The sequence below is a fragment of the Moritella sp. 5 genome, from assembly GCF_018219455.1.
In the GTDB taxonomy this organism is placed as follows: domain Bacteria; phylum Pseudomonadota; class Gammaproteobacteria; order Enterobacterales; family Moritellaceae; genus Moritella.
Window position 1 is genome coordinate 1,274,316 of sequence record NZ_CP056122.1, and the last position, 13,047, is coordinate 1,287,362.

The following is a 13,047-nucleotide window of genomic DNA, read 5'->3' on the forward strand; positions in this document are numbered from 1 at the left end:
TTAGCGGGCTTTTTTGTTTTCAACGGTATGAATTATTTGCTGTTAGCAACATGTGTTGCAATCACATCCATCAGTGTTGGTGATAGGCAATCATAAGATTCAAGACCTAATGCATTCAAACGCGATCTGATTGCTGTCATGTCTTTTGGATCTGTACCTGTTTCAATGATAGATGAAACAAAGGCGGCAAATTCAGGTGCAGACCAACCTTTATCGGCAGATAGTTCTGTGTGAACAAAGTCGAGACCAAAGAATGGATGTGTTCTATCTTCAATACGACCATACATGTGTACACCACAGGCATTACACGCAAAACGTTGGATTGTTGCAGTATTATCAACAACTTTTAGTTTTGAACGGTTGTTTGTTACGCTTAACTTATCTTTTGACACAACGGCAACTTGTGAGAACAGTGCGCCTTTGGGTTTCCAACATTTTGAGCAGCCACAAGCATGGTTATGCGCTGTTTGGCTGTCGATTTTTACCGTAACAGGGTTACTGCTACAGTGACACTGTAATGTGCCCCCATTAAAGTTATTCGCTGTTGGCGTAATGCCCTTATCCATTGCTGGGTGGATCTTGGTGTTACTTGTTGGGCAAAATGCGTTTTTATAAGTATTTACAATTTTATTTATCATATTCAATTCCAATTAGTTTGATGCAGGTGCGAAAGATGAATCAGCGTGTCTGTGTGCGGTATAGATTGCTTCGCCATCACTTTCGGCATCAAAAATAACGGTTACATTGGGAGAGAAAAGGATCACATCGCCAACTTCTGCAACGTATTTATTATCTTGCTTGTCACGTACGACTATCTTACCTTTGGTGATCACTTTGTATTCAACTGAGTCGTAAACGTACTCGAACTCAACACCTGGTTGCATAGCAAAATGACCAATGGTTAATGCATTGCTATTGTTGGTTACGGCAACTTCGGCCATTTGGCTTTTTAGGCCTTCTACTTCAAGTAGTTTACTTAGATCATTCAATTTGAATGAGCCTGATTTAAAAAGGAAAATACCCGGTTGAGTTGTTAATGTCGACATCTAATATCCTTTATTTAATCAAATCACATTGTGTTGATTATTTAATTTTTAATGTGGTTTATGTTTGCGATGACGAGCATTCTACATTTGGAATAGAACAAAACAATATACTAAAACGGTAAAAGATTGTTACCTTAAAGGTAACAATTGAAGTTTAAGTCGCTGTTATTTTTTTTATTGTTGTTTATTTTAAAACGTAATACCCCTTTAGATTTAGAAATATCATCACAGAAAAATCACAGTGAAATACAAAGTGTAAATATTGTTAATAATTGTATTTTTTGTTTTTAATATATTACATCGTAATTTAAAGTTTATATTTCAATGTGATGTTAAAATATTGTAATTTAATAACCGCACCGTGATTAAATATTATTTCAATATTTTTATTTTAAAGTAAATAAAATGACTAGTGTTACTGCTCTATATTTTTGTCTCTTATAGTTAATCATTTTGTTTTTGTTGTTTTTAAAACAATTTGGTTAAAGTGTAATGCATGTAACCTTATTTTAATTTATTAACCCCCATGATTTCAAATAATATGTCAACGTGGTTAAATGTGATATCCTAGTGAGTTGCATTTGTGTAAGTTGTTGATTTTAATTGGTATTGTTTTTATGTTGTTTTGTTTTTTTATTTTTTTCAAGTGCGATTTTAATTAGCACTCATCTTTTTAATCTGTTTTAATTTATATTCCCTATCCCATTGTAGATATTTAACTTACCCCCCTTACATCCCTTACACGCCCTTACTATAAGTTTATTTACAACGAATCATCCTGTTGGAACAATGGATGTAAATTAAATGTGTAAGAACATATATGTTATTCAATCAAACATTACATGAGTCACTTTTATTACCAATTGATGGCGACCAATTTTGTGGGGTTTATTTAAAATCCGACAAACAAAAATTCAGACCGCTTAGAAATGAATTTAATGTTGCACAAACATCTCTGCGTCAATTAATGCAGACACCAGACCCAGCAGAAATGGATAGTTTACAAGATGCCAGCATTGAACACTGGCATTCGTTATCAAGCAGTTTGATTGAAATATTTAAAACGACATCTAAAGACATTGAGCTAGCGGGTTGGATGCTAGCGGCTCAGATAGTCATTGACCCTGCATTAAATGGGTTGCGTGAAGTAAGTCAATGGTTACAAGCACTTGTTGAGGGGCATTGGGACGAGGTTCATCCGATACTCCCTGACAATAAAATAAAGTCAGAAAGTGACAAATTAAAAGAAATTAATGCATTTAAAGTGAAGGGCTTTGTACAACTAGTCGGTGAAAGTGAAGACAGCAGCTTAGTGTATTCACCTTTCTTAATGCTACCGCTAATTGGAGACTTAAATTATTCGCGTTATTTAAGTGAAGAACGTAAAGGCGGTTTACCTGAGTTACGCCAACAGTACCAAAATGTGGCGATGGGTGAACGGGCTAAAGTGACTAGCTTAATGCAAAATTTAGTATTGATACGTGATGCCATGCGTGCAGTCGAAGCACATGTTGCTAACGTATGTAAGCAGCATTTATTACCCCAACCTGGATTTAAATTTGTAGTCGGGCTGATCACTAAAATATTGAACGCGATGGAGTATGTATCAGGCTTAAAGAGTAAAGATACACAGGTAACTAAGGCTGAAGGTCAGCCAGCAACGAATGAGTCGAGTCATGTTGATGGCGGCGAAAAAAATATGCAAGTTAAAGAAGATAGTATTACTGATCACGCTTTGTTAGATGGTTTACCTGTTAATAATCAAGAGTTCAATCGCGATGATGCATTTCATCAACTACGAACGTTAGCTGAATTTTTTAGGAAAGTAGAACCACATAGCCCGGTATCTTATTTGTTAGAAAAAGCAATTCGCTGGGGCTACTTATCGCTTCCTGAGTTGATGTCGGAGCTGTTATTAAATCAAGAGGATACGATTAAACAAGTATTTCATCTGTCAGCTCTTGATGAGAATGGGGATACGAATGTTATTCAGCCAACGCACAAAAAAATGTTACCGCTATCAGATGTGGGTGAATCTATGTCTGTGCAGCACAACAACACAAGAGCGGTTAGTACAACAACGAGTCACTCTGTTTTGAACAATGTAACTGCTGTCTCTGTAGAAAAAACTCAAGAAAAACCAGTATCTACCTCGAGCAGTAATTCTCTCTGGTAATTGGTTTTCAACCCTAAGTAAAAATAAGTGAGGAATATCATGGCTAGTATATATATGAGAATTGATGGCGTTAAAGTTAATGGTGGCGCAACAGTTGAAGGTTTACCACAAGATGGTTGGTTTGCTTTGAATTCATATAGCTGGGGCGCTGTGCGCCAAGTAGCAATGGACATTGGTAGCGGTAACAATGCTGACTCAGGCATGGTTGCTATGAGCGAAGTAAGTATTACAAAAGAACTTTGTGGTGCTTCTGAAGATCTTCTGTCGTTCCTATTCAGTCCAGGTGTTGAAGGTAAAGATATTGATATCGTATTTACTAAAGCTGCACGTGATGGTTCTGGTGCTGAAATTTATTACCAAGTAGGCCTGAAAAAAGCACGCCTTGTTTCATACAACCTAAGTGGCAGTGACGGTTCTCAACCGTTCGAAAGCATTTCACTTTCTTACATCCAAGTTGATAAGAAACATCGTCATGAACTTGATGGCGGTAAGCTAGAAGACGGCGGTCTTGTTTCTTATAACGTTCCACAAGGTAAGTTAATTTCTGGAACTAAATAATTTTGACCGGTGTGTTGCTTAGGCTGCGCACCGTTTTATTTTTGTTAAAATAAAAGGTAGGGAAGCATGGCTCTCAACTCACAACATAAACGTATAAGCAAAAACCGAGTCAGTATCACCTATGATGTTGAAACTAATGGCGCAACAGAAACCAAAGAATTGCCCTTTGTCGTTGGTGTTATTGGTGACTTCTCTGGTCATAAAGCTGAAAGTGATAAAATTGACCTAGAAGAGCGTGAGTTCACTGGTGTTGATAAAGATAATTTTGATGCAGTGATGGGACAAATTAGCCCGTCATTGTCATATAAAGTTGACAACAAATTAGCAAATGATGATAGCCAATTTGAAGTTAACCTGAAGTTAAATTCAATGAACGACTTTCACCCTGAGCGCTTAGTTCAACAAATTGATCCCCTAAAACAATTGGTTGAAACACGTAACCAGTTAAAAGAGTTATTAAGCAAAGCGGATCGCTCTCGTGATCTAGAACGCTTATTGAAAGAAGTACTACAAAGTACCGATTCAATTAAACATTTAGCTGAAGAGCTAGGCGTAAAAACTGGGGAAACTGAATAATGAGCACAGAACAACAAGCTGCAACAGAACAAGCCGGTGCCGCAGAAGGTGAATTAAACTTTCTAGACCGCGCGATTTCAGCAACAACACAGACACCAGCAGATACAACAAAAGAATTGTTATCTGTTCTGACTTCACAAGCGCTAGACGGTACTGTTACTTGGGATAAAAACCTAACGTTAACAATCGAAAAAGCGATTTCTGCATTAGATGTAAAAATCTCAGACCAGCTTTCAACAGTAATGCAAAACAAGGCGTTCCAAAAACTGGAAGGCACTTGGTTAGGTCTGCAAAAATTAGTTAAAAACAGTGAGCTAGGCCCAGATTTAAAAATCAAGCTTGCGGACTACACAAAAGACGAACTATTAGAACAATTTGAAGATGCGCCAGCGATTGATCGTAGCCGCTTCTTTACGATGATTTATCAAGAAGAATTTGGTACAGCTGGTGGTCAACCTTACGGTGCGTTACTTGGTGACTACGAATTCAGTTATGGCGATGAAGATGTAGCGTTAATGCGTTACATGGGCGAAGTTGCTGCTGCATCTCACGCACCATTCGTTGCTGCTGCAAATGCGAGCATGTTTGACTTTAATTCATTCGTTAACTTTAACGAAGGCAAGCCTGTTGCTGCGGGTTTTGATTCACCCGCTTATGCAAGTTGGAATGCATTCCGTGAAAGTGATGATTCGCGTTATGTTGCATTAACACTACCAAAAACAATTGCACGTCTACCATACGGTAAACAAACAGTATCTGTTAAGTCATTCGATTTTGAAGAATTGAAACATGACGCTAATGGTAATGCTTACCCAGAGACACAAGATGATCTTGTGTGGAGTAATGCTGCGTTTGAATACGGTTTATTATTAACGCAAGCATATACACAGTTTGGTTGGTGTACTGCTATCCGTGGTAATGATAATGGCGGTAAAGTTGAAAACTTACCGAACTTTACTTACTACACACCATCGGGTGATTTAGTTCAACAATGTCCATCTGAAGTAAACCTTACAGATGAACGTGAAAAAGAACTGAGTGACTTAGGTTTCTTACCGTTAGTGCATTATAAAAATACGAGCTATGCCGTATTTATGGGCGCTCAAACGGCGCATAAGCCAAAAACGTATACCGACCCTGATGCGACTGCAAATGCAGCCATTTCAGCGCGCTTGCCTTATACAATGGCAAGTAGCCGAATTGCACAGTACCTAAAAGTAATGGGTCGTGATCGTATTGGTTCTAACCTAGATCCGGATAACATTGAAAAAGAATTAAGTAACTGGCTCCACCAGTATGTTAATCCAAGTGCGATTGGCAATGAAGCAAAATCAACACATCCATTGGTTGAAGCAAAAGTAACAGTTGAAGAACAAGTGGGTCGCCCTGGTTGTTATTCTGCTGTGGCTTATTTACGCCCTTGGTTACAAATGGAAGAGTTATCATCGTCATTACGCATGGTTGCTAATATTCCAGGTTAATAGTTGATGCCCGGGGGATCCCCCGGGTTGTTGAGGTTGTTATGAGTACATCAAATCTAACATCATCCGCCAACGTCCTGACGGATGCAGGGCTGTGGCGGATGCTGTTAAACCATGCTCAGAACGATAATCGTTCAGAATTCAAATCACAGTTAAGCAAACTGATCATGCAACTTGATGATGTCATGAGCGAGCAACTTTCTGCTGTAATGCAAGCCACTGATTTCAAAGAATTGGAAGCGCGCTGGTTAGGACTACATAGCTTAGTTTTGCTGCCTGTTTCGCAACGCCGCGTGCAGGTTAAGTTGTTAGACCTTAGCTGGGACATGGTGTCTGCCGATCTTAATCAATCTTTCAATGTCACCCGCAGTGCGTTATATCAAAAAATATACGCGAATGAACTCGATACCGCAGGCGGCCACCCATTTGGACTCTTGGTTGTTGACCATCTTATTCACTCTGACTTAGACGATGATGCTGATTTTGATGATCTGTACACACTGCAGTTATTAGGTGAATTAGGTGAACGCGCGCTGTGCCCTGTAAGTCTTGGCGTTGATCCGTATTTCTTTGGTGATGAACCCGCTCGATTAATGCCTGACCATAAGCGTATACAGCGTATTTTAAGCAGTTCAGATTTACAAAGTTGGCAGTTATTACGTTCTCATAGTGCGAGCCGTTTCTTAAATCTGGTGTTACCAGAATACCATTTAAGAAGCCCTTATCAGCATTACCAAGCCGGGTTTGTATTTAACGAACGAGCGCTAACAGAACATGTACTGTGGGGAAATTCCGCCTATTTATTGGCTGCAAACGTGATCCGTGAATTTGACCGTATCAGTTGGTTTGGTTTTTTACGTGCCTATGATGAAAGCGGGCGTTACGGCGCAATAGTGCAAGTGGGTAATGGCCAGCAAGATCCACTGTTATCACGGATTGATCTGTTTAGTGAAGATGATGATTTTTGGTCTGCACAAGGGTTTGTTCCTTTATCAAGTGTCTATCTTAGCGGTCAAAAAGGCATTTTCAGTAATCAGTCCGTGTGGAAGGCAACGACTGAAACTGAAAAAATGAGTGGTATGTTACAGACAAATCTTATGGCCTGTCGTTTTGGTCATTACATTAAAGCGCAGATCCGCGATCAAATCGGCAGCTTTGATAGCCCGTCTACATGTCAGCGTTCGTTAGAAAAGTGGTTAAACCAATATATTAGTGGCGTTGATTTTGGTGATGAGTCAATCATGGCCCGTTATCCCCTTAAACGCGCTGATGTTAATTTTACGCAAGACCTGCTTGACCCAACAAAATACAGTTGCCAAATAAACCTACAGCCGCAATATCAATATGAAATGTTAGACACACACATTGTTCTGCTTACCGACGTGCCCGCAACAAAATTAGGGGACCAATAATCATGAGCTTATTTGCAAAAATGAAAGGTGATTGGACGGCGAATATTGATGATCTTCGCGATGCCATTATTGAAAATATCGCGTCATTGCTTTCCGCTAAAGCGCCCATTTGGGGTGGCGATGATATTGCCAAATATACTGCTGAATCTATCGTTTTACTGGGCATGAGCCATGCGGTGAGGGGGCAGAACAGAGCTAATAGTGAACATATTTTACAAAATGTTAAGCAGTTAATTACGACATTCGAACCCCGTCTCAAGGATCTTAATGTTGAGTTGGAAGAAGAATCTGTCGTTACCAATAAACTGAAATTTAGAATCGAAGGCGTGATCGTCAGTGAGTTTGGTGAAGAGCTTGTTGTTTTTGATTCAAGCTTAGACTTCACCACAAGCAGTGTCGATGTAAGGAAAACTAACTTTGTCTGAATCATTACTAAGTTATTTTGAACAAGAGTTAGCATTTATTCGCCAAGACGCAGGTAACTTTGCTCAACGTCATCCTGGTGCAGCTAAGTCACTTGGGATCAGTCGCGATAGTATTGATGACCCGCAAGTGACACGTCTTATTGATAGCGTGGCCTTGTTGAATGCACGTTTACAGCAGCGTCTAGATGAGGATTATCCGCAGTTAACGGATAGCTTGTTACAACTTTTATTTCCACATTATCTACGCCCTGTTCCTGCTTATAGCATGGTGAAAATGCAGCCTCACGAAGAAGTCACTGCAAAGTACACTCTGCCTCGCGGTACGCATTTAGGACTTGATGATGTCGATACCGATACCTTGGTGTTCCGCACAACGCAAGATGTTGATTTATACCCGATCAGCTTAACAGATTGTTCAGCGTCTATTGCTCCCTTTGATATTCAGAAACCAAAAGGGGCTGAGCATGCGAAAGCTATGCTTGAACTCACATTAACAACAACAGATCCAACGATCCTGTTTTCTGATTTGGAATTGACGGAATTATCGTTATTTTTGCGTGGTGAAACACCAACAATATTGCGCCTTTACGATCATTTGTTTTCGGGGATCCAACAGATCGCCATTCAATATGATGACAGCGTTGTTTTATTAGGGGCGGACGCCCTTTTACCGGTTGGTTTTGAAGATCAAGAATTCGTCTTACCTTATAGTGTACGCAGTTTCGGTGGCTTTAAGTTATTAACCGAATTTTTTATGTTCGCAGAGCGATTCCATGCGATTAAGTTAGTGCTATCGTCTGCATTGCAACATGCCAATACCAACACACTTAAAATCCAATTTTTTTTAGACGACATGCCCGTGGAGTTAGCGCGTAGCTTAAGTGTAAATAATTTTAATTTATTCTGTTCGCCTATCATTAACTTGCAGCCAATCACCGCAGAACCATTACGTATCGATTTTAGCCAATCGCAGTATCCAATAATGCTGGATGTTGGCGGTCAGGCACAGTTGCAGTTATTTTCGGTTGATGATGTGACGGACGTGACAGAACAAAAAAACCGAAATGTACCGCCGCTATACGGTGAAAAATTTAACAGTGCTGAAATTGGATTACGCTGGCAGTTATCGCAGTCTGAAAATATGAGTGATAAGTCAGTATCGAGTGCATTGCGTGTTGCAAATTTAGACCATAGTCATGTTGATAAATCAGCACACACTTGGTTAATCTCGACGACCTGCACAAATGGTAACGCGGCGAGTCAATTGTCTACGTCTTGTGAGTTACATTGTCACGACTCTATTTCTTTACCTGCGGATTTGACCTTATTACGTCGCCCGACAAAACAAATTAACATCAATACTGGTGAGCAAGGCGCATGGCCGTTATTGGCGCACTTACATTTTAACTACCAAGCCCTGTTTGGTAGCGATGATCCGGTGTCGGCATTAAAAACCATGCTGCAACTTTATAATCATAACAATAGTGCTAAAAATAGTGCTTATATCGAATCCATTCAAGGTTTGTCGCAAGCGCATGTTGTTGCGCCTGTGCGTATTTCGGGGAAAAGTTGTTTTGCTAATGGCACACGACTGAGCGTGACAATAAACCCGATGGGTCTTGCTGGTGGCGTGGAGCTACTCGCCCAATTATTGGATCGCTTTTTTGCGTATTTCTCTGGTTTTAATAGTTTTACACAAGTCGTGATATTACTTGATGGCCGAGAAGGCGAATACCGTGTTTTCCCGCGGAGGCTCGGATGCAAAAATCTATATTAGGCTCGCTACGTTGCGCGCCTTATCAGTTTGAATTACCGCAGGCTATGCAGTTAGTGAAGCACCATGCGGCTAAGTTAGGTGTGCGTCCTGAGCTTAATTTTATTACGCATTTACTGCCGTCATACCATCAATCAGACATTGTTGAAGTTCAGCAATACACTGACAATTCATGGCATTTTACGTGTGACTTGCCTGCGCTGTCTGGCAGTCAAGGGCTTATGCCTCGTTATTACTACAGTGAAGCGTTACGTGAGTCATTTGAGCAAGGTAATAGCGCATTAGTTGATTTTTTGGATGGCTTTAATAATCGTTATTTTCGCCTTTATTGTCAGACCGCAATCAAGAACAACATCGTTATCCAAGCGGAAGAAGAGCGTTTCAGCTGGAATCATCATCACCAATCACTCACTACGATGCTGTCTAGCCTTGCGGGTGACACGAGTATTAATACTGCATTACCACAAGGGCACCTTATTCAATACACCGGGTTAATGGGATTGAAGGTGACATGTCTAACAACACTCAAGCACTTATTAGAGGATTACTTTGGGTATGAGTTTGAAGTAGATCATGGCGATATTGAATATCAGCCGCTACTAGAGTGCTGCTTGACACGCTTAGGGGCAGCAGGGAAAAACAACCAGTTGGGTTTTGACGCATTGCTTGGAAAGAGCGCGGTTACCGCATTTCAACAACTTGACGTAAAAGTGAAACCCAATCATTACGACTTTGAACAACTCAATCAAAACAAAATTTTGAACGATGCCATCGACGCATTTATTCGCCATTACATGGGGTCGAATATCAAAATAAACTTAGCAATGAAAGTGGCTGGACAACAATTACCGATTTGTCAGTTAACACGAGATGCGAGTAATGGTGTGCGATTAAGCCAATCAGCGAGGTTGGCATCGACTGAAATAACACAACAGTACGTGGTTATGCCACTAAAACTAAAGTAGGACATTGCATGATTAACGTTGAATTACAAAAACTAGTGACACGATTAACGCCAACATTAAAGAGCGCACTCGAACTGGCCGCTGCAGATTGTATGGCTAGAACACATTTTAGTGTCGATGTTGAACACTGGTTTTATCAATTATTAAATGAGTCAAAATCTGGTTGGCAAGGCGTGTTATCGCAAAGCGGTATTGAGCGTGAACAAATTATTGATTTACTTAACCGTAACTTAAATTGTGTCGCACGTGGTAACGACTGTTCGCCATCGCTTTCACCTTCGTTGATTGAACTGCTTAAAGATTGCTGGTTATTAGCTTCGCTTAACCACAGTAACGCGTCAATTAATGGTTATCACGTACTGCTCGTACTCAAGCAGCGTATTGAACAAGGTGGATACAACGGTGAATTGACCACATGGTTGAACACGGTATCGATTGAATCATTAAAGAGCGGTGCCGCGAAGCAAGGCACTCAAATAAACGCAGGTGAAGTGCAACATAATGACATGGCTCCGAGTGAGTCTGTAGGCACTGTTGCACTTGATAAATATACGCACAATTTAACTGACGCGGCACGTAAAGGTAAATTAGACCCAATCTCAGGGCGTAATCCTGAAATCCGTAAATCGATTGATATTCTGTGTCGTCGTCGTCAAAACAGCCCGATCCTTGTCGGTGATCCAGGTGTGGGTAAAACCGCGATTGTTGAAGGGTTAGCACAGCAAATTGTTGATGGTAATGTGCCACCGTCATTGTTGAATGTGGAATTACGTACGCTGGACCTGTCTTTATTACAAGCGGGTGCAAGCATCAAAGGTGAATTTGAAAACCGTTTGAAAGATGTGTTAACGGAAGTGAAGCAATCTGAACGCCCAATTATTGTGTTCATTGATGAAGCGCATACGTTAATTGGCGCAGGTGGTGCTGCAGGACAAAATGATGCGGCCAACTTATTAAAACCAGCGTTAGCACGTGGGGAGTTCAGAACGATTGCTGCAACAACGTGGGCTGAGTATAAGCAGTATTTTGAAACGGATGCCGCATTGACTCGTCGTTTTCAGCTTGTTGCTGTGGGTGAACCGAGTGAAGGCGATGCGATTCAAATGCTACGAGGTGTTGCGGGCTGTTTGCAAAAACACCATAACGTGACGGTATTGGAAGAAGCAATTGAAGCTGCGGTTCAGTTGTCAGTACGCTTTTTACCAGAACGTCAATTACCTGATAAAGCGATTAGTTTATTAGATACGGCGTGTTCACGTATTGGCTTGAGCCAGAGCGCATTACCGCAAAAATTAGACGGGTTAGCTGAACAAATCCGTTATGCGCACAATGAGCGCACCTCGTTTGCATATGAAGATGCGATGTATGCGAACGGCACTGAAAAGTTGGTGGCTATTGCACAGAAATGTAATCAGCTGGAGTCTGAATACGAGGAGTTAAACTCGCGTTGGAATCTAGAAAAAGAATGTGTGACTGAAATTTTAAGATTACAGAATGTTATTGCAGAGCGTTTTCTTGCGGGTAAACAGGTTGCAGATACGCCAATGCAGGCACTGTTAAGTAAAAAAATGACGGAACTGCGCAGCATTCAAGGTGAATCACCTTTGGTGATGGCACAGGTTGATAAGCAGACTATTGCTGAAGTGATTGCGTTATGGACTGGGATTCCCGTTGGTAACATGGTTAAAGATGACGTGAAACGTTTACTTAACCTTGAAGCAGAACTCGGACAGCGTGTTATTGGTCAGCATGCTCCGATTCATGAAATTGCCAAAGCGATCCGTATGTCTCGCGCTGGATTAACTGACCCACGCAAACCGGTTGGTGTGTTTTTAATGTGTGGCCCAAGCGGTGTGGGTAAAACAGAAACAGCATTGGCATTAACTGATCTACTTTACGGTGGTGAGAAAAATATCACGACTATCAATATGACTGAATTTAAAGAAGAGCACAAAGTATCAATGCTACTTGGCTCACCTGCTGGTTATGTTGGTTACGGTAAAGGTGGTGTGTTAACCGAAGCGGTACGTAAAAACCCTTACTCGGTATTGTTACTTGATGAAATGGAAAAAGCGCATCCAGGCGTTCACGATCTATTTTATCAGATTTTTGATAAGGGGACGATTTCAGACAGTGAAGGTCGTGACATCGACTTTAGAAATACACTTATCATCATGACATCTAATGCGGCAGATAGTGCAGTTGTTGATGCCTGCCTGGTCGAACGTCCAGATGTATCGTCTTTGACTCAAACGATCTCGCCTGTTTTACAGCAGTATTTTAAACCTGCCTTCATTGGTCGTACGACCGTGGTGCCATATTTCCCTCTCAATGATACTGAAATGGCTGAAATTGCGCGTCTTTCTTTACGCCGAATTGAGAAACGAGTAAGTGGCTATTATAACGCTGAGTTCAGTTATGACAGTGACTTGGTGGATTATTTAGTAAGCCAAAATAACTCGCCAGAAACAGGTGCGAGAGCCATTGAACAAATCATTAATCGTCGATTAGTACCAGATCTAGCGACGCAATGTATCACCAGAATGAGTGAAGGACAAAGCATCACCTGTATCAATATCAGTGTTGTAGATGGTGCAGTGGCAATAGCCATTGAATAACTCAGAGGCGTGATTA

Annotated in this window: 11 protein-coding genes; 9 read left to right on the forward strand and 2 right to left on the reverse strand. The window is 40.8% G+C overall.

All coding sequences use genetic code 11. The features are described 5' to 3' along the window. Window positions 1-32 precede the first annotated feature (32 nt). The gene (gene gfa / locus HWV01_RS05845; RefSeq protein WP_211674522.1) at window positions 33-638 is read right to left on the reverse strand and encodes an S-(hydroxymethyl)glutathione synthase; all 606 of its coding nucleotides are present in this window, start codon (window positions 636-638) and stop codon (window positions 33-35) included. A 12-nt stretch (window positions 639-650) separates the two neighbouring features. Further along, entirely contained in the window at window positions 651-1,046 is a 396-nt protein-coding gene (locus HWV01_RS05850; protein WP_211674523.1) for a hypothetical protein, read from the reverse strand. 820 nt (window positions 1,047-1,866) lie between these two features. Between HWV01_RS05850 and HWV01_RS05855 the strand changes: the two genes are divergently transcribed. From HWV01_RS05855 to tssH, 9 genes are all read left to right on the forward strand, one after another. Continuing rightward, window positions 1,867-3,222, forward strand: coding sequence for an ImpA family type VI secretion system protein (locus HWV01_RS05855; protein ID WP_211674524.1), 1,356 nt, complete (start codon window positions 1,867-1,869; stop codon window positions 3,220-3,222). Window positions 3,223-3,261: 39 nt separating this feature from the next. Continuing rightward, the gene (locus HWV01_RS05860) at window positions 3,262-3,780 is read left to right on the forward strand and encodes a type VI secretion system tube protein Hcp (RefSeq protein ID WP_249185452.1); all 519 of its coding nucleotides are present in this window, start codon (window positions 3,262-3,264) and stop codon (window positions 3,778-3,780) included. A gap of 66 nt (window positions 3,781-3,846) precedes the next feature. After that, window positions 3,847-4,356 carry a type VI secretion system contractile sheath small subunit gene (gene tssB, locus HWV01_RS05865; protein ID WP_211674525.1) on the forward strand — a complete coding sequence of 170 codons (510 nt, stop codon included), beginning with the start codon at window positions 3,847-3,849 and terminating at the stop codon, window positions 4,354-4,356. Continuing rightward, a complete protein-coding gene (gene tssC / locus HWV01_RS05870; protein WP_211674526.1) occupies window positions 4,356-5,837 on the forward strand; it encodes a type VI secretion system contractile sheath large subunit in 1,482 nt (493 codons plus the stop codon). The genes tssB and tssC overlap by 1 nt, the downstream gene beginning before the upstream one ends. Before the next feature lie 41 nt (window positions 5,838-5,878). Next, a complete protein-coding gene (locus HWV01_RS05875) occupies window positions 5,879-7,249 on the forward strand; it encodes a type VI secretion system contractile sheath domain-containing protein (protein ID WP_249185453.1) in 1,371 nt (456 codons plus the stop codon). 2 nt (window positions 7,250-7,251) lie between these two features. After that, entirely contained in the window at window positions 7,252-7,674 is a 423-nt protein-coding gene (gene tssE, locus HWV01_RS05880) for a type VI secretion system baseplate subunit TssE (RefSeq protein ID WP_211674527.1), read from the forward strand. After that, window positions 7,667-9,451: a type VI secretion system baseplate subunit TssF gene (gene tssF / locus HWV01_RS05885; RefSeq protein ID WP_211674528.1), complete on the forward strand. Its 1,785-nt coding sequence runs from the start codon at window positions 7,667-7,669 to the stop codon at window positions 9,449-9,451. Before tssE ends, tssF begins: the two co-directional genes overlap by 8 nt. After that, a complete protein-coding gene (locus tag HWV01_RS05890; RefSeq protein WP_211674529.1) occupies window positions 9,433-10,413 on the forward strand; it encodes a type VI secretion system baseplate subunit TssG in 981 nt (326 codons plus the stop codon). Before tssF ends, HWV01_RS05890 begins: the two co-directional genes overlap by 19 nt. 8 nt (window positions 10,414-10,421) lie before the next feature. Continuing rightward, a complete protein-coding gene (tssH, locus tag HWV01_RS05895; RefSeq protein WP_211674530.1) occupies window positions 10,422-13,031 on the forward strand; it encodes a type VI secretion system ATPase TssH in 2,610 nt (869 codons plus the stop codon). Window positions 13,032-13,047 lie beyond the last annotated feature (16 nt).

Bases quoted from the DNA above. Each gene is read 5' to 3' on its own strand.
- gfa (WP_211674522.1), bottom strand. From the start codon at position 638: ATGATAAATAAAATTGTAAATACTTATAAAAACGCATTTTGCCCAACA.
- HWV01_RS05850 (WP_211674523.1), bottom strand. From the start codon at position 1,046: ATGTCGACATTAACAACTCAACCGGGTATTTTCCTTTTTAAATCAGGC.
- HWV01_RS05855 (WP_211674524.1), top strand. From the start codon at position 1,867: ATGTTATTCAATCAAACATTACATGAGTCACTTTTATTACCAATTGAT.
- HWV01_RS05860 (WP_249185452.1), top strand. From the start codon at position 3,262: ATGGCTAGTATATATATGAGAATTGATGGCGTTAAAGTTAATGGTGGC.
- tssB (WP_211674525.1), top strand. From the start codon at position 3,847: ATGGCTCTCAACTCACAACATAAACGTATAAGCAAAAACCGAGTCAGT.
- tssC (WP_211674526.1), top strand. From the start codon at position 4,356: ATGAGCACAGAACAACAAGCTGCAACAGAACAAGCCGGTGCCGCAGAA.
- HWV01_RS05875 (WP_249185453.1), top strand. From the start codon at position 5,879: ATGAGTACATCAAATCTAACATCATCCGCCAACGTCCTGACGGATGCA.
- tssE (WP_211674527.1), top strand. From the start codon at position 7,252: ATGAGCTTATTTGCAAAAATGAAAGGTGATTGGACGGCGAATATTGAT.
- HWV01_RS05890 (WP_211674529.1), top strand. From the start codon at position 9,433: ATGCAAAAATCTATATTAGGCTCGCTACGTTGCGCGCCTTATCAGTTT.
- tssH (WP_211674530.1), top strand. From the start codon at position 10,422: ATGATTAACGTTGAATTACAAAAACTAGTGACACGATTAACGCCAACA.